The sequence below is a fragment of the Sorangium sp. So ce590 genome (genome assembly GCF_051521365.1).
Lineage (GTDB): Bacteria > Myxococcota_A > Polyangia > Polyangiales > Polyangiaceae > Sorangium.
In genome coordinates this window covers 688,765-712,683 of record NZ_CP150346.1, presented here as the reverse complement: position 1 = coordinate 712,683, position 23,919 = coordinate 688,765, and the positions used below count along the sequence as shown (strand labels likewise).

17 protein-coding genes are annotated in these 23,919 nt (G+C 71.9%); 8 read left to right on the top strand and 9 right to left on the bottom strand.

Translation table 11 applies throughout. The features are described from left to right. Positions 1 to 353 precede the first annotated feature (353 nt). Positions 354 to 611: a GlsB/YeaQ/YmgE family stress response membrane protein gene (locus WMF28_RS02710; protein WP_437600465.1), complete on the bottom strand. Its 258-nt coding sequence runs from the start codon at positions 609 to 611 to the stop codon at positions 354 to 356. 424 nt (positions 612 to 1,035) lie between these two features. Between WMF28_RS02710 and WMF28_RS02705 the strand changes: the two genes are divergently transcribed. Beyond that, positions 1,036 to 1,335 carry a CsbD family protein gene (locus tag WMF28_RS02705; protein WP_437600464.1) on the top strand — a complete coding sequence of 100 codons (300 nt, stop codon included), beginning with the start codon at positions 1,036 to 1,038 and terminating at the stop codon, positions 1,333 to 1,335. A 97-nt stretch (positions 1,336 to 1,432) separates the two neighbouring features. Here WMF28_RS02705 and WMF28_RS02700 read toward each other — a convergent pair whose 3' ends face one another. Then, positions 1,433 to 2,800: a sigma 54-interacting transcriptional regulator gene (locus WMF28_RS02700; protein WP_437600463.1), complete on the bottom strand. Its 1,368-nt coding sequence runs from the start codon at positions 2,798 to 2,800 to the stop codon at positions 1,433 to 1,435. Positions 2,801 to 3,168: 368 nt separating this feature from the next. Here WMF28_RS02700 and WMF28_RS02695 point away from each other — a divergent pair, with 368 nt between their 5' ends. The 5 genes from WMF28_RS02695 (at position 3,169) to WMF28_RS02675 (ending at position 10,011) form a co-directional block, all read left to right on the top strand. Further along, positions 3,169 to 4,554, top strand: coding sequence for a cystathionine beta-synthase (locus WMF28_RS02695; RefSeq protein WP_437600462.1), 1,386 nt, complete (start codon positions 3,169 to 3,171; stop codon positions 4,552 to 4,554). Positions 4,555 to 4,582: 28 nt separating this feature from the next. Then, on the top strand, positions 4,583 to 4,852 hold the full coding sequence (locus WMF28_RS02690; RefSeq protein ID WP_437600461.1) for an acyl carrier protein: 270 nt from the start codon (positions 4,583 to 4,585) through the stop codon (positions 4,850 to 4,852). A 10-nt stretch (positions 4,853 to 4,862) separates the two neighbouring features. Then, complete coding sequence (locus WMF28_RS02685) at positions 4,863 to 6,377, top strand: AMP-binding protein (protein WP_437600460.1); 1,515 nt, start codon at positions 4,863 to 4,865, stop codon at positions 6,375 to 6,377. Between the two features lie 325 nt (positions 6,378 to 6,702). Beyond that, on the top strand, positions 6,703 to 8,493 hold the full coding sequence (locus WMF28_RS02680; RefSeq protein ID WP_437600459.1) for a glycoside hydrolase family 15 protein: 1,791 nt from the start codon (positions 6,703 to 6,705) through the stop codon (positions 8,491 to 8,493). Between the two features lie 588 nt (positions 8,494 to 9,081). Next, positions 9,082 to 10,011, top strand: coding sequence for a trypsin-like serine protease (locus WMF28_RS02675; protein ID WP_437600458.1), 930 nt, complete (start codon positions 9,082 to 9,084; stop codon positions 10,009 to 10,011). A gap of 102 nt (positions 10,012 to 10,113) precedes the next feature. Here WMF28_RS02675 and WMF28_RS02670 read toward each other — a convergent pair whose 3' ends face one another. Together WMF28_RS02670 and WMF28_RS02665 are read right to left on the bottom strand one after the other, a co-directional pair. Continuing rightward, on the bottom strand, positions 10,114 to 11,244 hold the full coding sequence (locus tag WMF28_RS02670; protein ID WP_437600457.1) for a hypothetical protein: 1,131 nt from the start codon (positions 11,242 to 11,244) through the stop codon (positions 10,114 to 10,116). 326 nt (positions 11,245 to 11,570) lie between these two features. Further along, on the bottom strand, positions 11,571 to 12,092 hold the full coding sequence (locus WMF28_RS02665; RefSeq protein WP_437600456.1) for a hypothetical protein: 522 nt from the start codon (positions 12,090 to 12,092) through the stop codon (positions 11,571 to 11,573). 564 nt (positions 12,093 to 12,656) lie between these two features. Between WMF28_RS02665 and WMF28_RS02660 the strand changes: the two genes are divergently transcribed. Together WMF28_RS02660 and WMF28_RS02655 are read left to right on the top strand one after the other, a co-directional pair. Then, positions 12,657 to 16,547 carry a serine/threonine-protein kinase gene (locus WMF28_RS02660; protein ID WP_437600455.1) on the top strand — a complete coding sequence of 1,297 codons (3,891 nt, stop codon included), beginning with the start codon at positions 12,657 to 12,659 and terminating at the stop codon, positions 16,545 to 16,547. An 834-nt stretch (positions 16,548 to 17,381) separates the two neighbouring features. Continuing rightward, positions 17,382 to 18,404: a squalene/phytoene synthase family protein gene (locus WMF28_RS02655; RefSeq protein WP_437600454.1), complete on the top strand. Its 1,023-nt coding sequence runs from the start codon at positions 17,382 to 17,384 to the stop codon at positions 18,402 to 18,404. Here WMF28_RS02655 and WMF28_RS02650 read toward each other — a convergent pair. The 5 genes from WMF28_RS02650 to WMF28_RS02630 form a co-directional block, all read right to left on the bottom strand. Then, entirely contained in the window at positions 18,392 to 18,760 is a 369-nt protein-coding gene (locus tag WMF28_RS02650) for a response regulator (RefSeq protein ID WP_437600453.1), read from the bottom strand. The genes WMF28_RS02655 and WMF28_RS02650 overlap by 13 nt on opposite strands. Further along, positions 18,757 to 20,925, bottom strand: coding sequence for a HAMP domain-containing sensor histidine kinase (locus WMF28_RS02645; RefSeq protein WP_437600452.1), 2,169 nt, complete (start codon positions 20,923 to 20,925; stop codon positions 18,757 to 18,759). The genes WMF28_RS02650 and WMF28_RS02645 overlap by 4 nt, the downstream gene beginning before the upstream one ends. Before the next feature lie 199 nt (positions 20,926 to 21,124). Next, entirely contained in the window at positions 21,125 to 21,889 is a 765-nt protein-coding gene (locus tag WMF28_RS02640; RefSeq protein WP_437600451.1) for a glycosyltransferase, read from the bottom strand. Positions 21,890 to 22,064: 175 nt separating this feature from the next. Then, entirely contained in the window at positions 22,065 to 22,502 is a 438-nt protein-coding gene (locus tag WMF28_RS02635; RefSeq protein ID WP_437600450.1) for a rhodanese-like domain-containing protein, read from the bottom strand. Positions 22,503 to 22,534: 32 nt separating this feature from the next. Continuing rightward, a complete protein-coding gene (locus WMF28_RS02630) occupies positions 22,535 to 23,758 on the bottom strand; it encodes a DUF1015 domain-containing protein (RefSeq protein ID WP_437600449.1) in 1,224 nt (407 codons plus the stop codon). Positions 23,759 to 23,919 lie beyond the last annotated feature (161 nt).

Here is a 23,919-nt window from a genome sequence, read left to right as displayed (position 1 = left end):
GCGGAGCGCGCTAGCAAGCCCAGAGCATCCTGCCGCGTCAAGCTCTACCGGGCAAGAAGCTCTACCGGGCAAGCCGGCCAGAGGCGGTCCTGCTCGTCGCACGACCCTGGGGGGATGAGCCATGCGACGAGCAGGGCCCCCTCCGGCCCACCGCGGGGGGGAGGAGAGCGCCGCGGCGCCTGAGCCCGAGAGACGGGCTCATGGACAGCGACGCCTCATCCACCGCTCGTCGTGCGGTCGACCCGAGGTGATCCGAGACGCCACAGGGTACTGCAGCGGAGCGGGAGCTCCGCCACGTCGCGCCCCGGGACGAGCTCGGGCGTAGCGCCTCACGAGAGGGTCAATCGACCCTTTCATACCGCCGAACGGCGCCGCGCGATCGCCTGATACCCGGCGGTGAGCAGGATGGCGCCGATCAGGGACATGAAGAACCCCGCCGGCTCGCCCTCACGGTACATGAAGAGCATGCGGCCGAGCAGCCCGCCGACGAAGGAGCCGACGACACCGATGATCATCGAGACGACCCACCCGCCAGGCTCACGCCCCGGGACGATAAGGCGGGCCAGAGCGCCGATGACGAGGCCGAACAGGAGAAAGAGAATGAACGACATGATGAACCTCCCGGATCGGAGCGAAGCGCTCCTGGTTGCTATGCAGCCTGTTCAGCAAGCGCCGCGCCATGCCGTGGAGTCCGGCCTCTCCACAGGCCCACAGGCGAGCTGAACGCCGCGGACAGAGCGCCGGGTCACCTTTCCCGTCGCGAGATTCGACCGCGGCGCAGAATGCGTTCTGGAGAGCCAGGACGGTCGGACTGCGCTGTGGGACTGCTTGCTTGAGGGCAGCGTGGCGTATTGCCTCAGGCGAGCTGAAAAACAGGGGGCGGGCGAGGTAGCCTGCCCCATTCGCCCTCACGACCTCGACAAGACCCGGCGCGCCGCGGTGGCGCGGCGGTTGCTAGGTTCAGATGTTGCCAGGTGCAGAGATCATGGCGCACCGCAGACATGTTCTACGGGTGTCCACCCGGAGGAGGGTACAATGAGCAACGCGAGCGACCGTAATGAAGGGGCTGCCGACGAGCTGGGCGGCAAGATCAAGAAGGGCCTCGGCAAGCTGATGGGAGACGAGCAGATGGAAGCGGAGGGCCGCGCCAAGGAGCTCCGAGGAAAGGTCCAGCAGGAGGACGCCAAGGCGGATGAGCGCGCGCAGGGCGCGCTCGAGGAGGCCGCCGGCGCCATCAAGAACCGGATCGGAAAGCTCGTCGACAACGAGCAGATGGCCGCTGAAGGGAAGGCCAAGGAGCTCAAGGGAGAGAACCGGCAGAAGGACAATCAGTAGAGGTCGCCCCCTGCTCGCCCGCAGCAACGGGCGGGCGCTGGCTCGCCCGACGGAAGTCCGGCCGGGGAAGGCCGGACTTCCGTGCAGATTCGCGCCGTCACACCTCGGTCGCCGAGACGCTGTGCCGCTGGAGGAGCTCGCGCAGGTGGCTCCTGTCCATCCGCGCCGCGCGGGCGGCGCGCGAGAGGTTGCCGCCGTTCCCGCGCACGAGCGCCGTCAGATACGTCCGCTCCCAGCGCGCCACGGCGCGCTCCTTCGCCTCTCGGAACGACAGGCTGAGCTCGTCGTCCCGGAGCGCCTCCGGCGCCGAGAGGCCGCTCTCCCTCTCCCCCGAGCCCATCACCGCCTCGCGGAACAGCGCCGGATCGATCATCAGCACCGCGCGCTCCACCGCGCCGCGCAGCTCGCGGACGTTGCCCGGCCAGTCCTGGCGCATGAACGCCTCGAGGAGGTCGCCCGGCGGGCTCTGGTCCGGCCCCTGCGCGAGCTGCCGGTAGAAGTGCGCCGTGAGCAGCGCGATGTCGTCGGGGCGCTCGCGCAGCGCGGGGACGCGGAGCCGGACGATGTTCAGCCGGTAATAGAGGTCCGACCGGAAATTCCCGCGGTTCACCTCCTGGCGGAGATCGCGGTTTGTCGTCGCGATGATCCGGATGTCGAGCTTGATCGGCTCGATCGTGCCGATGCGCCGGATCTGTCGCTCCTCGAGCACGCGCAGGAGCTTCGGCTGCATGTCCAGCGGGAGCTCGCCCATCTCGTCGAGCAGCACGGTGCCGCCCCGCGCGGCCTCGAACGCGCCGGCGCGCGCCGCCTGCGCGCCCGTGAACGCCCCCTTCGCGTGGCCGAAGAGCTCGGCCTCGATCAGCGTCGGCGGGATGGATCCGCAGTCGATCACGACGAACGGCCCGCGCGCGCGCGGGCTGCTCTCGTGGATCGCCTCGGCGAGCAGGCCCTTGCCCGTGCCCGTCTCTCCCTCGATGAGCACCGTCGAGTCCGACGCGGCGATCCGCGGCAGCGCCGCGAAGATGCGGCGCATCGCGGTGCTCTGCCCGAGCACCCGGCCGTACCGCTCCTCGTCGCCGAGCGGCTCGCGGATCTGCTCGGCGAGCGGCTCGAAGCGGAGGGTCGATTGCCCGAGCCCGAGCGTGGCGCCCGGCTGGAGGTAGGCCGCCTCGACGCGGAAGCCGGAGAGGGTCGTGCCGTTCTTGCTGCCCAGATCGCGGAGCAGGAAGCCGCGCGGGGTGACGGTGATCACGCAATGGTGCCGCGACACCGCCCGGTCGGTCAGGATGAGCTGGTTGCCGGGCGCCGTGCCGATCACGAACTCGGTCGCGTCCGACACCTGGGATGACCCGGCGTCGGGGCCGGCCGTCACCTGCACGCGGAAACGGCTGAACGCGATCTCTTTGGAGCGGACATCGAGGAGCGCCGTCTCGGCGCTCGGGTGAACCTTCGGCTCGGAGCCCATCTCGCCAGCCTACCACGACGGTGCGGCGCATGGCCGGGGCCGCCCGGCGATCTTCCCCGGGGCGCGCGGCGCCCTGTCTCGCGAACCGGCCTCGCGGACCGGCTCCCGCACGACCTCCGCGGGCTGCTCGGCGCCGCCCGGGCGCGCCGCGTCGAGGGCGACGGGCGCTCCGGTGCGCGTGGAACGCATCACGCGGCGATCACGGCTCGGCGGGAGATCATGGATAAGACCCTATACCCTCGCCGCCCGACGATCGCGAAAGCGCCCGTGAGCCGCCGCGCGCCGGGCGCGAGAGGCGATGTAACGGGGCCCTCCGCGCCCGCTCGCTCCTCTTGTCGCTGCGGCGCGCGGCGGGTAGAGGTCCCTCCATGATGCGAGGCGCGCTCAGCGATATCACGAGAGCCGTCGGCAACACGCCGATCGTCAAGCTGAACCGGGTCACGGAGGGGATCGAGAGCGACATCTATGTCAAGTGCGAGTACCTGAACCCGGGCGGCAGCCACAAGGATCGGGTCGCGCTGAACATGATCCGCGACGCCGAGGCGAGCGGACTCAGGCCGGGCGGGACGATCGTCGAGGCGACCAGCGGCAACACCGGCGCCGCCCTCGCCATGGTCGCCGCGATCCGCGGGTACAAGTGCGTCTTCGTCATGCCAGACAAGATGTCGCAGGAGAAGATCGCGACCCTGCGCGCCTACGGCGCCCGCGTCGTGGTCTGTCCGACCGCCGTCGAGCCCGACGACCCGCGCAGCTATTACCAGGTGGCGAGGCGCATCGCCGACGAGACGCCGAACTGCTTCTACTCGAACCAGTATCATAACCCCTCGAACCCCGAGGCCCACGTCGGCTCCACCGGCCCCGAGATCTGGGAGCAGTGCGGCGACGAGCTCGACGTCTTCGTCGCCGGCATGGGGACGGGAGGCACCATCAGCGGCGTGGGCAAGGTCCTCAAGCAGCGCAAGCCGAACATCAAGATGGTCGGCGTCGACCCGGTGGGATCGCTCTATTACGATTACGTGAAGACCCAGCGGATCACGAAGCCTTTTGCCTACAAGGTCGAGGGGATCGGCGAGGATTTCTTTCCGAGCACGATGAACCTCGAGATCATCGACGAGATCGTCCGGGTCGACGACAAGGAGTGCTTCCTCATGACCCGGGATCTCGTGCGGCTCGAGGGCCTCTTCGTGGGCGGCTCCGCGGGCGCGGCGGTCGCCGGCGCGATCAAGTATGCGCGGCAGAGCGGGAAGAAAGAGAACATCCTCGTCCTTTTGCCTGACGGCGCGTCCAAGTACATCTCCAAGATCTTCAACGACGACTGGATGCGAGAGAACGGCTTCCTCGAGGAGGACAAGGGCCTCGGGACGGTGCGCGATCTGCTCGCCGTCAAGCCGAGCGGGGCGGTGGTCACCGCCGACGCGAACGCCCGGGTCCGCGACGTCATCGACATGATGAAATCGCACGGGATAAGCCAGCTCCCGGTCACCGAGGACGGCAAGCTGCGCGGGATGGTCCACGAGGTCGACCTGCTGCGGCACCTCGTGAAGGGGAGCGGCACGCTCGACTCGAGCATCGGCGGGCTCGTCGAGAGCGACTATGCGACCGTGACGCCGGCGACGAAGGTCGAGCTCCTGAAGGGCGTCCTGAGCGACGCGAAGATCGCGCTCGTCGTCGACAAGGACACGGTCCTCGGCGTCGTGTCCAAGATCGACCTCATCGACTATCTTGCCCGCAAGGCGACGCCGGCGCTCGGCTGAGCGCCCGGACAGGAGAGGGAGCATCGCGGTGACACAAGACCTCGAGGCGGTGCGGCGCGCGCTGCACGACCATATCGTGAACGAGATCCTCCTTCGCAAGGCGCCGCTCGCCCCGGACGAGGATCTCTTCGAGGGCGGGTCCGGGTTCGACTCCATGTCGCTGACGCGGGTGCTCGTGTTCATCGAGCAGCGCTTCGGCGTGAAGATCCCGGACGAGGAGGTGGACGTCGACGAGGTGTCGACCGTGGACCGCATGGCGCGCTTCGTCGCCGGCCGCATCGCGGCCGCGCAGGGCTAGCGAGGCCGCGGTGGCCGGCCCCTACCGGCTGCGCGTCGAGGACCTGGCCGCGCGCGGCGACGCCGTCGCGCTCGCGTCGCGCGGCGCCGCGGTCACGTACGCCGAGCTCGCGGCGCGCGCGGCGGCCGTCGGCGCGGCGCTCGCCGGGGCGGGCGTGCGCCCCGGAGACCGGGTGGCGCTGCTCTCCTCGGGCCGCGCCCACGACGAGCCGGTGGCGCTCGCCGGGGTGCTCACGGCCGGCGTCGTGGCGGTCCCGCTCGACGCGACCGCGCCGCCCGCGCGGCTCGGGCGGATCGCGCGGGCCCGGGGATGCCGCGCGCTCGTGCTCGACGCCGCCGCCGCGGCCCTCGCCGACGGCATCGGCGCCGAGCTCGGCGGGGGCCTTGCGCGCGTGGAGCTCGACGCCGAGGGGCGGGTGCTGCGCGGGGCGGCGCCCCCAGGCGCGGGCGGCGAAGCCCGCGAAGCCGGGGCGGGCGGCGAAGCCTGCGAAGCCGGGGCGCAGGAGCTCGCGTGCATCCTGCACACCTCCGGCAGCACCGGCGAGCCGAAGCCGGTCCCCATCACCTGGGCCGGGCTCGACGCGTTCACCGCCTTCTGCATCGACCTCATCGGCCTCGCGCCGGCGGATCGGGTCCTCCGCGTGGCCGAGCTCGTCTTCGATCTCGCGTGGTTCGACCACCTCGCGACGCTCCGCGCCGGCGCGACGCTCGCGACGATGGCGCGGCGCGATCTCGCCTCGGGCCGCGCGCTGCGCGACGCGGTCTCGGCGCTCGCGCCGACGGTCGTCTACGGCGTGCCGTCGATGTTCATGAAGCTCGCCGCGGCGCTCCCCGCGGCGGACGCGGGCGCTCCGGCCGGGGCGCTCCCCCCGCCGGTGCGCGCCCTCCTGTTCGCCGGCGAGGTGTTCCCGCCGCGCGAGCTCGCGGCGCTCGCGGCGCGCGTCCCCGGCGCGGCCCTCTACAACCTGTACGGCCCGACCGAGACGAACGTCTGCACGTTTCACCGCGTCGACCGCGCGGCGCTCGACGGGGTGAGCGAGCTCCCGATCGGCGGCGCGTGCCCCTACGCCGCCTGCGCGCTGCTCGCTGAAGACGAGGACGGCCGCATCATCGAGGGCCCTGGCACGGGCGAGCTCGTGGTCTCGGGGCCGACGACCGTCGACGGCGGCCCGTACCGGACGCGCGACCGGGTGGAGCGCAGGGCCGACGGGCTCTTCTACTTCCGCGGCCGCATCGACCGGATGGTGAAGGTCCGGGGCTACCGGGTCGAGCCGGGCGAGATCGAGGCGGCGCTCGCGTCGCACCCGGCCGTGCGCCAGGCCGCCGTGATCGCCGTCGAGGACGCGCGCCTCGGCAAGGCGCTCCGTGGCTTCGTCGCCCTCGCAGGGGACGCGGACGACCACGCGCTCAGGATGTACCTTGCCGAGCGGCTGCCTCCGTACATGGTCCCGGAGAAGATCGTCATGATGGACGAGCTGCCGCGGACCGCGACGGGGAAGATCGATTATCGCGCGCTGCCAGGATGAGCGCCTGCGCGCGCGTCATGCGGCCAGCACGGCCCCTCCCCCGCTTCCGTCGCTCCCCTGAAGGCACAAGGAGACCGTGATGGATGGAGAAGTGGAGAAGCAGGAGGGCGTTCACGCCCGAGCCCGCTGGATGGCCCGACTCCCCGTCCAGGACGGCTCCGACCCGGCACCGCAGCGCTCGACCGGCATGCGGCCTCGCCGAGGTCCTCGTGCGCTGCGGGCGTGCAGCGGTGAGCGCCCCACAGGAGCGATGCGATGCGCGCGTTGACCGTACACCCCGGCGTTCCTGGCTCCGCGCCGCTCTCCCGCTGAGAGGAGCCGCCCCATGCCTTCCCGGATCGAGGACTACGCGCTGATCGGCGATCGTCAGACGGCGGCCCTCGTGGCCCGCGACGGATCGATCGACTGGCTCTGCTTCCCGCGCTTCGACTCGGGCGCTTGCTTCGCGGCGCTGCTCGGCACGCCCGAGCACGGCCGCTGGCAGATCGCGCCGGCCGAGCCCACGCGCAGCGTGCGCCGACGTTACTGGCCCGGCACGCTGATTCTCGAGACCGAGCACGAGACCGAGCGCGGCGTGGTCTCCGTCATCGACTGGATGCCGACCCGCGACGCCGCCCCCGACGTGATGCGCCTCGTCGTCGGCCGCCGCGGCGTCGTGCCCCTGCGCCTGGAGCTGATCATCCGCTTCGACTACGGCTGGGTGGTGCCGTGGGTCCAGCGCACCCCCGACGGCATCCGGGCCACGGCCGGGCCCGACACCCTGTTTCTGCACACGCCCGTCCCGCTGCACGGCGAAGATCTGCGGACGGTCGCGGAGTTCACCGTCGCCGCCGGGGACCGCGTGCCGTTCGCGCTCACCTGGTCGCCCACGTATGCGCCCGTGCCCTTCGCCCTCGACCCGGTGCACGAGCTCGACGCCACCGCGGCCTGGTGGCGCGCCTGGTCGGGCCGCTGCACCTACGAGGGCGCCTATCGCGACGACGTCCTGCGCTCGCTCATCACGCTCAAGGCCCTCACCTACGCGCCGACCGGCGGGATCATCGCGGCGCCGACAACCTCGTTGCCCGAGCTGCTCGGGGGCGTGCGCAACTGGGATTACCGCTACTGCTGGCTGCGCGACGCGACCTTCACGCTCTACGCGCTGATGGCTGGCGGCTACCTCGACGAGGCGCAGGCCTTCCGCACCTGGCTCGTCAACTCCGCGGCCGGCGAGCCGGCGAAGCTGCAGATCATGTACGGCCTCTCGGGCGAGCGCCGCATCACCGAGCTCACGCTCGGCTGGCTGCCAGGCTACGAGGGCTCGGCGCCGGTGCGGATCGGCAACGCCGCCTACGATCAGCACCAGCTCGACGTCTACGGCGAGCTGATAGACGCGCTCCACCTCGCCCGGCGCTCCGGGCTGACCCTCAGCGACGACGCCTGGCAGGTGCAGCGGGCGGTGATGGGCTTCCTCGAGACGGCATGGCGCGAGCCCGACGAGGGGCTCTGGGAGATCCGCGGGCCGCGCCGCCACTTCACCCACTCCAAGGTGATGGCCTGGGTGGCCATGGACCGGGCGGTGAGGGCGGTCGAGCGCTTCGGCCTGCCGGGCGATGCGGCCACGTGGCGAAGGCTGCGCGACGAGATCCACGCCGAGGTCTGCGCGCGGGGCTTCGACGGGGGGCTGAACAGCTTCGTGCAGCACTATGGCTCCAAGGACGTGGACGCCAGCCTGCTGATGCTGCCGCTCGTCGGCTTCCTCCCCGCGACCGATCCCCGCATGGTCGGCACCGTGGCCGCCATCCAGGCGCGCCTGAGCCGCGACGGCTTCGTGGAGCGCTACCCGACCCGCTCCGGCGTCGACGGGCTCCCGCCCGGCGAGGGCGCCTTCCTGCTCTGCTCCTTCTGGCTGGCCGACAACCTGGCCCTCCAGGGGCGGGTCGACGAGGCGCGAGCGCTGTTCGAGCGGCTCCTCTCGCTGCGGAACGACGTGGGGCTGCTCGCCGAGGAGTACGACCCGAGCGCCGGCCGGCTGGTGGGCAACTTCCCCCAGGCCTTCTCGCACGTGGGGCTGATCAACACGGCCCGCAACCTCGACCACGCCGGCGGCCCCGCCGAGGACCGCCAGCACCCGTAGGCAGTCCGCAGGAAAGAGCTCGCCGGGCGGCCCGCGCCGCCCGCCCTTCCCTCCGGGGCGCGGGGCGCGCGCGTGGACGGCGCTGGCCTGGCCCCGCTTCAGGCGTCCGACCGCTCCGGGGGCTCGTACGCGCCGGGCTCCTTCCGGAACGCGACCGGGCGACGCGCGATGCGCGTGATCTGGCCGAGCAACGGCAGCGCAGCGCGCATGCGCAAGACTTCGCACAGTGAGCAGGTCCTCGCGCAATTGACGGCCTCCAGCGCGCCACGGCGCGCAACGCGGGACCGTCCCGTAGTGCAGATCAATCGCCTGACGAGCGGCGCGCGGGCCGTGAAGGCTGCCGCGCTCTGCGCCCGAGGGCTGGCCCGAGTGTTGCTCTCCTCGCCGACACGCGGCTTTGACCGGGCACGCAGAGACGAGCTTGCCTTCATCGAGGTCGAAGCGCGCGTTCGCGCGCAGCGCTGTTCATCACCAACACAGGGCATGACCCGCTCATAGCCAATCAGTTCAGGGAGACATCACATGAAATCGACTCATGCTTTCGCAGCCGCCCTCTCTTTCTCTGTGCTCGCCACAAGCGGCTGCGCGATGGATACCGAGGGCGCGACCAGCTGGAGCGAGCTGGAGCTCGAGGGCGCCGACGAGGTGGGCGAGGCGCTGCAGCCTCTCACCAACTCGCCCGCGACCACCGCAGAGCGGTGGATCGTGAACCTGACGTTCACCGGCATCGGGGCCCGCTGCACGGCGTCCGTCCTCACCGCGCACTGGCTGCTCACCGCCGCTCACTGCGTCGACAGCCTGGCCCAGGGCGCGCTCACGACGGTCAGCGTCAGCACCCGCAACACCGCCGGCTCGGTCGTGAACGTCTACACCGGCAACGCGCGCACGTACCAGCACACGTTCTATGGCTCCGGGCTCTCGCCGGACGTTGATCATGACATCGCGATCGTCCGGCTCACGGGCGCGTCCGGCGTCAACCTCGGCGTCACCGGCACGGCCAGGCTCTTTGGCTACACGTCGCCCTGGACGTCGAACTCGACAAGCGACCGCGAGTTCTCGATCATCGGCTATGGCCTGTCGGACCCGGGCTGCGGCGGCTCCGACAGCACGAAGCGCATCGCCACCGGCTTCGTCATGGACAGAGAGTCTTTCAATGTCCGCACCATCAAGTCGTCCTACGGGAGCAAGCACACCTGCGGCGGAGATTCGGGTGCGCCCTGGCTCCTCACCCGCGACGGCGTGCGCGCGATCGTGGGCGTCCACTCGGGTCGCTACCTCGACGCGCCCTCGTTCTCGATGAAGCAGCAGGCCGCGCTCTTCCCGCCCAATCGGACCTGGATGTACGAGACCTCGAGGAACACGGGCCTCATGCTGGATTGCGGCACCGTGTGCACCGAGCGCGTGTACGACCCCGAGCCGCCCCCCGGCCCCGCGTGCCCCTCGGGATTCCACTGCTGCGAGCCCGGCGGCGGCACGACGTGCAACCAGTGCTTGCCGAACTCGGTCGCGTGCCCATGAGAGCCTGTTGACCCGCGGTGCGCTCTCCGACGCCTCGGAGGAACCGGCGGAAGGAACGGGAGGAAGGGCCCGCGCCGCGCGCCCCTCCCCCCGGGGCGCACGTCAGTGCGTCCCCACCTTCGCCCCCGCGCTCGCGCGCGCCGAGGCCGACGCCTTGAAGCTCGGCTTGGGGATCGAGATGCTGGGCGCCTTGATCTTCACGTTCACGCTCGGCGGCGTCACCCGGACGCTCGGCGCCTTCACGTTCACGTGGGCCTTCGCGTTGGCCTTCGCGCCGGCCCCGGCGTGGACGTGGACCTTCGGATCGAGATCGGCCTTCGCCTTCAGGTCGGCGTGCGCGTGCGCGTGCGCGTGCCAGTCGGTCTTCATGCGCAGCTTCACGCGCGGGGCGCGCGCGTGGACGGCGAACGCCGCTCCGGCCCGGTAGCCGCACAGGGCCACCGCCGAGCGACCGGCGTTCCGCACCGCGATGGTCACCTTCAGCGGATCGGCGGCGAGCGCGAGCTTGCCGGTCAGGTACGCCCCCGCGGCGACGCCCGCGGTCGCGGCCACCGGGACGAGCACGACCACCTGCGGCGCCTCGGCCACCACGCCGAGCGTGACCTTGCGCTCGCCGATGTCGATGGGCTTCAGATCGGCGTCGAGCGCGAAGACGCGGACCTCGCCGGTCGCCTCGTCGACGAGGAGCTCGAGGCGGTCGTCGCCGACGATCTCGATGCGCCCGCCGTGCGGGCCGAGCTTCCCCTCCGGGAGCCCGAGATCCGCCGCCCCCTTGGCGTTGGCGTAGAGCTCGGCGGTGCCGCCCGCGGGGACGTGCAGCGTGCCGCTCCACGGCTTGCCGGCGACGTTGAGGGTGTAACCGATCTCGGTGAGGTCGGCGTCGAGCTTGGGGCCGGCGGCGACCAGGACGCCGGCCTTCGCGTCGAACGTCAGCGGCACGCTCTTCTCCCCGGACGCATCCTTCCACAGCAGCGTGCCGCTCACGTCCTCGCGGATCGGCTCGCCGTCCGGACCGGTGACCGCGGCCTTGACGTTCCCGTCCGCGGCGACGTTGAAGGCGGCCTTGCCGCTCTCGTGCTCCTCGACGTAAGCGCCCTCGCCGATCGTCGACTCGGCGGTGGCGGTCGCCTCGACCGTCGCGTTCGCCTCGGCCGGCTGCTCGTCCTTGCCGCATGCGGGCGCAGCGGCGAGCAGCAGCAGGGCGAACACTCCGGAAAGCTTGGTGATCTTCATGAAATCCTCCTCGGTTCGAGCGAGCCCTCGGCGGGAGCCGCGGCCTCGCTCGTGCCGATGCGCCGGGGCCGAAAGCCCCCCGGACACGCCGGCGTCGGGGCCCATCTTACGACGAGTTGCCCTCGAAGGCGCGGACGAGCGCGAATATCGGTGGGAATCAAAAGATCCACGAGAACGGAGGTGGGATAAGGGGGTTCACGGCCGCTGAGCGGCCGTGTCGGGCCTACCCGTAATTCGTTCAGGCAGCGAGGCGCGCGCGTCGGTCGCGCGCGCGTCGGTCGATCGAGCGCCGACGATTGCCGATCACCCGCTCCGCGGCGCCGCGCTCAGGGGTCCTCGGCGCCCTGGCCTTCGCCCGCGGTCGCGACGAGCTGCGGGCACTTGCGCGCCACCGCATCACACTCCGTAGGAACGACGTCCAGCGAGCTCAGGGCAGAGTCGCACGTGAGCGCCCGGACCAGCTGCGTCTGGGCGATCAGGCAGACCTCGTACTCCGCCACGGTGGCGGTGCAGCCCGCGCGCTGGTCGGTCGGAGGCATGCAGTCCGCTTCGATGTTCTCATCCTCGGCCGGATCCGCCGCGGCGACGCACTCGTCCCTCAACGTGCCGCACGGCTTCTCGAGGGTGGAAGCCGCGAGTAGACCCATATACTCACACGCATCCTCCTTGGAGAGCTTCACCCTCGCCTCGAGCGAGTCGCAGGTGGACTGGACGTCATCGGCCGTCAGGTCCTTGAGCTGCTTGCTGCTCATGGCGGTGTCCGTCGGGGCGGTATCTGCACCTTCGCCGCCGCACGCGACGAGGGACAGGACGGTCAGAAGGGCCCCGATACGAGTCGTTCGCTTCATTCGCCATCTTCCTTTCTAAGTGCGGCCGCGAGCACGGCCGTGGCGCACCCGGGAGCAAGCCATGTACCGCGAGCACAGCTGTGCACGATTCGACCGCTCGACGCTGCGACGGCCCGGCAAAACAGGACATCGACCACGGAGATGCGGGATGCACCGAGCGAGAAAAGAAACCATTCTCGACAACCCGAGCGTCCGCCCGAGCGTTCAGAGGAGTCGAGACGTCCTCGCCCGAGCGCCGCCCCGGGAGGCTCTCCGCGACATCGCGACTCGACGCGCGACTCGACCTCGACGCGTGACCGCGTGTAGTCGCCTGTCGGTGCAGCAGCCACAGGACGCGGCGCTCGTGCGATGATCGGGGCTCGACACGGACTTGTTGTAGGGTCGGCCGCCTCGTGACATCATCGCAGCCCCTCGGGTGGATGTACTCAGTCCCAGCGGCGATGTGGGGGAACCGCCTTTGGCCTGCCACCTGGAGCTCATCCCGGCCCAGGCCCGGAGGGCCTCGGTCCCCAGATGATCACGACGCCTAGCTCGGGACAGGCCAGGCACCCTCCGGATCTCCCCGTGTCCATCGGGCCGTGGCGGGTGCTCGCGCCCCTCGGCCGCGGCGGCATGGGGGTCGTCTACCGCGCGCAGCACAGCGGAACGGGCGCGCTCGCGGCGCTGAAGACCGTCTGCGTCGGCGACGCGAGCCTCGTCTCCAGCATCCGCCGCGAGATCCACGCGCTCCGGGGCGTCCAGCACCCGGGCGTCGTGCGGATCCTCGACGAGGGGGTAGAGGGGGGGATCCCGTGGTACGCGATGGAGCTGCTCGAGGGGCGCACGCTCCGGGATCGCAACCAGGAGCGCTGGCGCGCCCGCGCGACCGTGAACAGCGAGGTGACCGTGAGCGTGTCCGCGAGCGTCGACGCGCACGCGCACGCGCAGACGAGCACCGCCACGGCCGAGATCGCGCCCGCCTCGGTCATCCCGCGCTCGTACCAGCCGTTCGCGCCGCGCCCGTTCCACCGCGCGGCCGGCGGCGCGCTCCGCCAGGCGCTGACGCTCCTCCGCGCGATCTGCCGGCCGCTCGCGTACGTCCACGGCCGGGGGCTCGTCCACCGCGACCTCAAGCCGGACAACGTGTTCATCCGCGCGAACGGGGCGCCGGTGCTCTTCGACTTCGGGCTCGCCTTCCGGTTCGAGGGCCAGAAGGGGCGCGACGAGCTCCAGGCCGGCGGCAGGCTGATGGGCAGCCCCGACTACATGTCCCCCGAGCAGATCCGCGGCGACCTCGTCGACGCGCGCGCGGACCTCTACGCGCTCGGCTGCATGCTCTACGAGGCCGTGACCGGGGCGGTCCCGTTCCTCGGCGACTCGAGCTCGGTCGTGCTGTCCATGCACCTCTACGCTGAGCCGCTCCCGGCCTCGGAGCTCGTCGCCGAGGTGCCCCCCGAGCTCGACGCCCTCATCGCGCGGCTCCTGAAGAAGCGCCCCGAGGACCGGCTCGGCTACGCCGACGACGTGGCGACCGCGCTCGCCGGGCTCGGCGCCGGCGACGCGCCGCCGCCGCGCGACGAGGCGCCCGCGCCGCCGGCGCAGCCGTACCTGTACCGGCCGCGCCTCGCCGGGCGCGGGGAAGCGCTGCGGCAGATCAACGAGGCGATCGAGCGCGCGAACGAGCGCCGCCAGGGCAGCCTCGTCCTCGTCGGCGGCGAGAGCGGCGTCGGCAAGACGCGCCTCGCGGTCGAGGCGGTGCACAAGGCGGCGCTCGTCCACATGGCCGTGGTCACGGGCGCGTGCGCGGCCGTGTCCGCCGAGGGCGAGCGCGAGGGCGCGGTCAAGGCCGCGCCGCTCCACCCGTTCCGCCCGCTCCTGCTCGCGGTGGCCGACCGGTGCAACGAGCTCGGGCCCTGGGGCTACGACGCGCTGCTCGGCCCGCGCGGCCAGGTCCTCGCGCCGTACGAGCCGTCGCTCGCCCAGCTCCGCGGCCACGAGCGCGCCCCGGAGCCGCCCGAGCTGCCGCCGGACGCGGCCCGCTACCGGCTGCGGACCGCGCTCGCCGACACGCTCGCCGCGTTCGCGGCGACGAGGCCCGTCCTGCTCGTGCTCGACGACCTCCAGTGGGCCGACGCGAGCTCGCGCGACGTCCTCGATCACCTCGACGCCGCCTACTTCGCGGCCCACCCCGTGGTCCTGCTCGGCGCGTACCGGACCGAGGAGGCAGCGCCCGCGCTCGCCCCGCTGCTCGGCGCGCCCTGGGCGTCGCGGATCGAGCTCGGGCGGCTCGACCGCGGCTCGGTCGGGCGGATGGTGCGCGACATGCTCGCGCTGGACGAGCCGCCCGAGGCGTTCGTCCGCTATCTCTTCGAGCAGTCGGAGGGGAACCCGTTCTTCATCGCCGAGTACCTCCGGGCCGCGATCCAGGAGCGGATGATCTACCGGGACGAGGCCTACGTGTGGCGCATCCGCGCGAGCGCCGAGGGCGCCGCCGCGCAGGCGCTCGCCCGCGCCGCGCGCGCGAGCCAGCCGCCCGCGTCGCTGCCGCTGCCTGGCTCGTTGCGCGAGCTCGTGGCGCGCCGGCTGTCGGGCCTGAGCCGGAAGGCGCTCGCGCTCGCGCGGCTCGCCTCGGTGCTCGGCCGCGAGCTCGAGGAGCGCCTGCTCCTCGGCGCCGCGGGCCTCGCCGAGGTCGAGGCGATGGACGCGCTCGCGGAGCTCGCCGGCCGCCACGTGCTCGAGGAGACCGAGCCGGGGCAGCTCCGCTTCGTGCACGACAAGCTGCGCGAGGTCGTCTACGCCGGCACCCCCGAGCCGGAGCGGCGGGCCCTGCACGGCGCGGCGGCGCGCGCGATCGAGCAGCGGCACCGCGACGCGCCGGACCTCGCGCTGTCGTACCCGCTCCTCGCCCACCACTACGCGATCGCGGGCGTCGTCCAGAAGACGCTCGAGTACCTCGACAAGGCGGGCGACCAGGCCCTCACGACCGGCGCGTCCGGCGACGCGGTGGATTTTTACAGGAGGGCTCTCGACCTGGACGGCGCACAGGCGGCGGAGGAGCGCGCCTCGCCGCTCCGGCGCGCGCGCTGGGAGCGGCGGCTCGGCCAGGCCCACTACAACGTCGGCCACCTGCTCGGCGCGGAGCGGCACTGCGCGGCGGCGCTCGAGCTGCTCTCGCAGGGCGAGGCGGCGTGGCTGCGCGTGGCGGGGAGCGGCGCGCCGCTCCGGGAGCGGCTCCGCGCCGCGACGGCCTCGATGAAGCAGCTCGGCCTGCAGCTCGCGCACGTCGCGGGCCTGCCGATCCCGGTCGCGCGCGACGCGGTCGAGCGCGAGCGCCTCGCCGAGGCGTCGCTCGCGGCGGAGACGCTGTCCAAGACCTACCTGTTCCGCAACGAGCCGACGCTCGCCTTCCTGGCCGCGCTGGCCTCGACGAACGCCGCGGCGCGGCTCGGCCCGTCGCTCGCGCTCGCGCGCGGCTACGCGACCCTGAGCGTCGCGTTCGGGTACGTGCCGTGGAACGCCGTCGTGGACGCCTACGCCGCGCGCGCGACCGAGGCCGCCGCGGCGCTCGACGATCCGCGGGGCGTCGCGTTCGTCTCGTTCCTGCGCGGGCTGACGGCGCTCGGCGAGGGCCGGTGCCGGGACGCGCGGGCGCTGCTCACCGAGGCGGAGCGGCTGGCGGAGGCGCTGCTGGACCGCCGCCGCAGGGAGGAGTGCATCACGCTGCTCGCCGGCGTGGCGCACACAGAGGGCCGCTGGATGGAGGCGCTCGATCTGTACAGCGCGCTCGCCGTGGCGTCGCGCGCGAGCGACAACGCGCAGGGCCACCTCTGGGCGGAGAGCGGGCGCGCGCAGTGCCGGCTGCTGCTCGGCGACGGCGAGGGCGCGACGGCCATCTTCGACGCGCTGTCGGACGAGGTGCAGCGGCTCGGCGACCGCACGCAGCAGATCACGCACGGCCAGGTCGCGCTGGGGCACCTGCTCCGCGGCGCGCGCGGCGAGGCGCGCGCGGCCGCCGAGCGGACGCTCCCGATGATCCGCGACGGACAGCCGGCCGGCTATCACTGCCTGTACGGCTATGCGGCGACGAGCGAGGTGCTGCTCGCGCTGCTCGAGGAGGCCTCTGCGCCGTCGGAGCGGCGCGAGCTCGGGCGGCTCTCGGCGGAGGCGTGCCGCGCGCTCGACCGGTACGCGCGCGTCTTCCCGCTCGGGCGCTCGATCTCGCTCCGCCTGCGCGGCCTCGCCGCGTGGCTCGCCGGCGGCCGCGCGCGCGCGCGGCGGCTCTGGGCCGCGGCGATCGACGAGGCGGTGCGGCGCGGCCTGCCCGTCGACGAGGCGCGCGCCCGCTTCGAGCTCGCGCGGCACCTCGCGCGCAGCGATCCGCGGCGCGAGCGCCAGATCGCGCGCGCCGTCGCGCTCTTCTCGACGCTCGACCTGCAGTACTGGCGCGACCGGGTGGCCCGGCTGCGCGAGCGCTAGCGCGCAGGGCCGCGCCGGGCGGCGGACGACGCCGCCGGCCCCCCGTCGGCGTCCGCCCGCGCGGCAGAGGTGAGGTGGCTCGCCGGGGCCCCTCCTCACGTCCATCTGCTGTGTCTGGAGCGGATGGTCCGACAGGCACGGATGACCGCTTTGAGTCGTGTTCGCAACCACAGAATCGCCGCGTTCACCGCATCACGAGCAGTGCGAAGACAAGCGCTGAATCATAGAGCTCACGAGAGCGTCTAGCACCGCGCAGGATCGCGCCTCCGATCGGCCCCATCGCGCCGCGCGCCAAAGCGGACTGGACGACAGGAAAAGAGGCTCGCCCCGCGGCGCACACGCGCCGTCGGGCCGCAGGACGTCATGTGGGCAGAGCCGCCATCCACCCGGAGCTCCGGAAAACCCCTCTGCCCAGGACGCCTCAAAGACCGCCGCGACGGAGCACAAAGTGGCGAGAACGTCGAGCCAATCCCGGCTTTGTCCGTTCGACAATGTATCAACCCAGGGTATACACCGACGACCATTGCCGGCGTGTCCCCAACTCACGGGCAAAACACTCAGGGAATCCATGCATTATCTCCGGAGCCCGTGCCCTGGACGACGAATTTCCGCGTCGACTGGGAGACTATAAGGTCTCATAAAGGAAGGCGAGCGGGCGTCATCCCGCATCTCGCGGAAGAGCGGAAAGTCCTGCAAGACAGAGGGCCACAAGCCATCATCGACACAGGTGATCCCAAGTAACCAGGATGGGCCACGTCCATAATCACCGACGACCGCGCGTGAGCCCAGGGCGACACCAGAAACAGGCACCATCAACGTGCGGCACGCGATCTCGTGAAACCTATTCAACCCATCTCCACCCGACTGCCTTGCCTGCCCGCTGCGGCGCCGGCGTCGGAGCGGACTGCTTACCAGACCATCTCGGCGGTCGTCGGCTCATCGCACTATCGCGCGCTCTCCGACGACGCATTGAAGGACGAGGACAACGCCGCCTGGGTGCTCGGCCTCGAACCGGACATGAAGCAGGCGTGGCTCGACCGCCTCCGCGGGATCCGCATCGTCGACCGGCTCGCCGAGAACGAGCGCATCGAGCCTCACGAGCGGCGCTTCAGCCGGTTCATGGAGGCCTGGAGGCTGCTCCGTTCACGCGGCTTCGTCGATCCGAGCTGCCCCTTCGCCGGCGAGCTCTCGGCCATCCGCGCGCTGTGGCTCCGGGACGCGGCCTGCCCCGGGCACGATCCCGCGAGCGCGCGGCGCGACCAGGACGACATGCAGGCGCGCTCGCTCGCCGCCTGGGACGCCTACCTGCTCGCCCTCGCCGACTACCACGCTCCCGGCCTCCTCATCCGCACCATGAAGGAGCACGACACCATGCTGGGGCGGCTGTCGGGGCATATCTTCCAGCTGGTTCCGTTCCTGACGAAGGAGCACTGGGATACAGCCGGGGAGTTCGGCCGGCTCGACCAGTTCTTCAACAACCTGAGGGACATGCAGGAGGACGCCGATCGCGGCCTCTGCTATCTGCCCGAGGAGGAGCTCGCGCGTCACGGCGTCACGCGCGCTCAGGTGATCTCCGGACGGTGCGTCGATACACCCGGATACGAGCGCCTGATGCGGTCCTGGCTCGATGACGTGATGCCGTCGCTCTACGCGCGGGCAGCGCCGTTCATCGGCGCGCGCGGGCTGCACCCCTCGCTCGAGATCATGAGGGAGTGGAGCCTGCGCCGTTATGCCCGCATCACCCGGGTGTTCCGCGCGATCGGCTTCGATCACCGCCGGTTCCCCGCGCGGTACTGGGCCGAGGTGCGGCGCGACCTCGCCGAGCGGCGGCAGCTCCCGCGCGCTCACCCGGTGTAACGCCTCACCGTCGAGAGGAGCGCGTCCGGGTCGAACGGCTTGCCCAGCCACGCGTCCGCGCCGACCTCGGCGGCCCGCCGGTGCGCGTCGGCCGCGGCGGTGAGCACGATGATGGGCGCCTGCCGCCCGTGCCGGACCTCGAGCTCGCGGGCGAACTCCGGGCCGTTCATCACCGGCATCTTCATGTCGAGCAGGATGAGATCCGGGAGGTCGTGCTCCAGCTTGGCCAGCGCCTCGCGGCCGTTGCTCGCGATCCGGACCCGGTAACCGCCCTCCTGGAGCACGAGGGAGACGAGCGCCACGAGGTCCGCGTCGTCCTCCACGAGGAGCACCGTCTTTGCGTGTCTTTCGCTCATTGTCGGTCGACCGCGGGGGCCGCGCTGCTGAGTGGAACGGTGAAATAGAAGGTGCTGCCCTTGTCCTCCTCGCTCTCGAACCAGATACGACCACCGTGACGGGAGATCATGTCCTTCGCAAGGAACAGCCCGATCCCCATCCCACCGTAATCATGTCGTGTGTCCGTGTGGGCGCGGAAGAAGCGCTCGAAGATGCGCTCCTGCCTGTGGGTCGGGATACCGACGCCCTGATCGCGCACCGACACGACCGCCTCGAAGCCCGGCGAAGCGCCGTGGCGCTGCGAGAAGAGCGCTGCGTCGCAGCGGGGCGGCGAGGACACCGGCGCGCGCTCGACCACGGCGACGCGGACGTCGATGTCGCCGCCGTCCGGCGAGTACTTCACCGCGTTGTCGAGGAGGCTCGCGAGCACCTGGCGCAGCCGCTCCGGATCGGCGCGCACGACGGGCGGCCGCTCGGCGTCGAGCGCGAACCGCACGCGGTGGCGGCTCGCCGACTTGGCGACGCGGTCGACCGTCTCGTCCAGGAGCGCCTTCAGGTCGACGTCCTCCTCCGAGACGTGGAGGACGTCGAGCGAGACCTGCGAGATGGCCAGGAGATCGTCGACGATGCGGTTGATCCTGTCTGCGCCGCGGTCGATGGCCTCGAGCATCTTGCGGCGGGGCGCCGGCAGATCGTCCATGTTGCGCAGGAGCGCGAGCGCGTAGCCCTTCATGATCGCGACCGGCGTCTTGAGCTCGTGCGCGCCGACCCGGATGAACTGGTCCTTGACGAGATCGAGCTCCATGAGCTCGGTCACGTCGCGGGCGACCGTGACCGCGCCGAGGATCGCCCCGCCCTCGCTGCGGATCGGCGCCGCGCTGGTGCGCAGGAAGACGTCGCGGCCCGCGCGGCCGTTCGCGAGCACCTGCTCCTCCTGCACGATGGTCTCGCCGGCGAGCGCCCGCACCATGGGCAGCTCGTCGCGCGTGAAGGGGCGGCCGTCGCTGTGGCGCATCCGGCTGAGGTCCATGACCTCCTCGACCATCCGGCCGTCCTGCTCCGAGCGACCGGACAGCCCGAGCAGCCGGAGCCCCGAGGCGTTGATCATCGTCAGCCGGCCGTGGAGGTCGCACGCGAACACCCCCTCGACGAGGTTGTCCAGCACGGCCCCGAGCTGCGCCGCGCGCTGCGCCGCGTCCTGCAGCAGGCGCTCGCGCTCCGCCAGGTAGCTGCGCCTGCGCCGGGACGACTCCTCCAGGCGATCGACCATCGCGTTGACGCCGCCGGCCAGGGCGCCGATCTCGTCCTTGAAATAGACAGGGATCCGCTCCAGCCGGTCGACCTCGCCGCGCTGGACGATCTTCTGGATGACCGCGGCGACCTGCTGGAGCGGGCCCGCCAGGGCGCCCGCGAGGAAGCCGGCGCAGACGGGCGCCCAGGTGACCGCGACCATCGAGAAGATCGCCAGCGTGAGCTTCAGGCCGGGCTTGGCCGGCCCCGCCGTCTCGCCGAGCACCATCGCCGCCATCCAGCTCGTCGGCGCGATGGCGAGGCAGGCGCCGAGGATCACGAGGCGGACGGCGAGCGAGTAGCCCCTGCCGGGCACGGAGAGGCCGCGCTCGCGGGCGATGAGCGAGATGACGCCGGCGGCGGGCGAGAGCAGGCGGCCGAGGATGCTGTAGGCGAGCGGCAGCGCGGCCGCGAACAGGGCCAGCGCGAACAGGGCCAGCGCGACGGCGCGCTGGACGTCGAGCGGGCTCTGGGCCGGCGCGATGTAGTAGAACGCCGCGGTGACGGGCAGGTACAGCAGCGCCCACGAGACGGCCCAGACCGTCGCGAACGCCAGCGGCGTGTCGTAGGCGGCGTTCGCCGCGGCGAGGATGAGCCCTTCCGGCGGCGCCGCGCCGCCGCCCCGCTCCTCGACGCCCGCGCCGCTCTGGAGGGGGTGGCCCACGGCGTACCGCCGCAGGTGCTCGATCGGGCGCAACATGTGGACGAGCAGGGCAATGAGGCCCGCGGTCTTCACGACATACATGAGCCCGATCAGCCCGAGCATACGCGCCTGGATCGATGAGTCCACGACGCCGAGGAGCCGCAGGTGAGCGACCGGGACGAGCAGGCTATACGGCAGCTCGATGCCGAACGCATAAGCCACGACCCGGGGCGTGAAGGACGGAGTCCGCACCCTCCCCGGATTCCAGATTCTAGACCAGGCGGCTCGGCTGATCGCCACGTCCGTCACCCCCCGTGTTGAAGCATGGCTGCGGGGCCCACGCCTGCGGGGCACGCTGCGCCAAGCCGATGAGTCAGGTCGCCAGGCAGCTTTGCTATGGAACCAGCGGTCGGATTGTCGACCTTTTACGCGAGGGTTCCTGTCGATTCGGTCAACTCCGACTCACGCGTTCCGTCCTGGCCTGGGCGATCTGCGATTTCCCTGATGGGCTCAGGCGGTGCCTTATGGCATTCCTGGCAATCAGGAGAAGGATGGTGAGCACGTGGCGCGCGCGCAAGCCGCTCGCCTCGCCGCGGTAGACGGGGCGCACGGTGACCTCGCGGACGCGGAGGCGGCGCGCCGCGAGGGCGGCGAGCAGGTCGTTCGGATAGCCGTAGCGGGGCCAGAGGCCCTCGAGGTCGAGCGCGTCGATCGCGCGGGCCGAGATGGCGGTGTATCCGCACTGGCTATCGGAGAGGGCGTCGAGCCCCGCCGCGCGGCGGGTGAGCGCGGCGAGCGCCGCCGTCGCGGCGAGCCGCTGGAGGGGCATGACGCGAAAGACGTCGGGGTGCCGCAGCCGGTCGCCCTTCACATAATCGGCTTCGCCCGAGGTGATCGGGGCGACGACGCGCGGGAGGTCGCGGGGGTCCATCTGCCCGTCGCCGGCCATGACGGCGACGGCGGCGGCGCCCAGGGCGCGAGCGCGCCGGTAGCCGCCGACGATCGCCGCGCCGACGCCGCGGCACTCGGGGTGCACGAGCACCTCGAGGCGCTCGTCCCCGGTCCCGCGCGCGATCTCGGCCGTGCTGTCCCGGCTGGCATCGTCCACGACGATCACGTGGTCGACGAAGGCGGGGACGGACCCAACCGCCTCGGCGATCCACCGCGCTTCGTCCCGCGCGGGGATGACCACTGCGACGCGCGCACCGTGGAGCACGCGAGTTCCTAGCGGAAGGCGCGGCCCTCGGCAAACCGCGGATCCGGAGCGGTCGAAGCCGCTCGCGCTGTACAGGGCGCCCGCCGAGGCGCCCGACAGCGCGGACGTCCGGGTCGCGACGCCGGCGCGGCTCGTCTGGATCGCCCGCCTGCGCCGGGATCACTCGGCGGGATCGTTACCTGCCGGCCTTCTGCCGGAGCTCGGCGTACGACGCGCCGGGCGTGGTCGTCTCGACGGGCAGCCCGGCCGGTCCCCACCCCTTCTCGGTGAGCGCGCCGAACGCGTCGCGCGGCCCCTCGAAGCCGGCGCGCTGATCGATGACGGCCGTGTAGCCGGCCGACACCATGGCCTCGGCCGCGCGCATCGAGCGCTGTCCGGACCGGCAACCCACGATGATCTTCGCGTCCTTCGGGTAGAGGGAGCAGACCACGTCGAGGAAGTCCTGGTTGGGCTTCATGCCGCCGGCTGCGGCGTGCATGAGCGGCACGTTGTGCGCGCCGCTCGGGTGCCCGGCGGCGAATTCGGGCTCGCTCCGGACATCGAGGTAGAGATACCCCTCCTCGTCGATGAGCTTCTTTGCCTGTTCGGGTGATACACGCTTGATGTCCGCCATGGGCGCAGTCTACCCCCGGCGCGGCGCTTTCGTCAGAACGTATGAATGAAGAGCCCGCTGCGGAGCTTCGGCTCGAACCACGTGCTCTTCGGCGGCATGAGCAGCCCCGCGTCGCTGACCGCGAACAGCTCGCCGATCTGCGTCGGATGGAGGTGGATCGCCATCGTGAACGCGCCCGAGTCGACGCGCTGCTCGAGCTCGGCGATGCCGCGGATGCCGCCGACGAAATCGACGTGCTTGTCCCGGCGGGGGTCGCTGACGCCGAAGATCGGGCCGAGGATCTGGTCCTGGCAGATGGAGCAGTCGAGCGAGGCCACCGGGTCCTTCGCGTCGAACGACCCCGGGCGGGCCTTCGCGGTGTACCAGCGGCCGCCGAGGTAGAGCCCGAACGACCGCGGGCTGGCCGGGGTCGCGGCCGCGCCGTCGCTGGCCGGCGCCACGTCGAGCCGCTCGCCCAGGGCGCCGAGGAGCGCCTCGGCGCTGCGGCCGGCGAGGTCTCGCACGACGCGGTTGTACGGCATGATGTTCATCTGGTCGTGCGGGAAGACCACGGCGAGGAAGACGTCGTGCTCGCCGCCGTCGCCGCGCAGCGTCCTGTGGACGCGCGCCGCCGCGGCGCTGCGGTGGTGGCCGTCGGCGATGTAGAGCGTCGGGATCGCCTGGAAGTGCTCCTCGAGCTCGGCGGTCGCCTCGCGGCCGAGGACCCAGAGCTTGTGCTCGACCCCGTCGGCCGTCGTGAAATCGTAGATGGGCGGCGACTGCGTGGCCTGCGCGACCGCGCTGTCGATGCCCGTGTCGGCGCGGTACGTGAGGAACACCGGCTCGTCGTGGGCGCCGAGCTCCTCGATGTGGCGGGCGCGGTCGTCCTCCTTGTCGGGGCGCGTCTTCTCGTGCTTCTTGATGACCTCCTGCTCGTACTCCGCGACCGAGGCGCAGCCGACGACGCCGATCTGCCGGTGATTGCCCATCTTCTGGGCGTAGAGGTAGAGGTGCGGATCCGGGTCCTGCGCGAGATCGCCGCCAGAGATGAGGTCGGCGAGGTTCCGCGCGCCGCGGGCGTAGACGGCGTCGTCGTGCTCGTCCGTCCCCTCGGGCAGGTCGATCTCGGGCCGGGAGACGCGGAGGAAGCTGTGCAGGCCTCCGGCCGCGAGGGCGCGCGCCTCGGCGGTGGAGATGACGTCGTACGGCGGGCTGGCGACGCGGGCCGCGTGCGCCTGGGGAGGTCGGTAAGCGCGGAAGGGTCGGACGGTGGCCACGGAGAGCGACTAGCCCAACGGCCGGGGCGCGTCGAGACGGCTCCGGCTGGGCCGGACGGCGCGGGCAGACGGCGCGCGCGCCCGGGCCGCGCCCCGGCGACGGCGGCGCTGATGGCGGCGCGCGACGCGTGCTAGGAGGGACACGCGCGCTTCACGAGCAG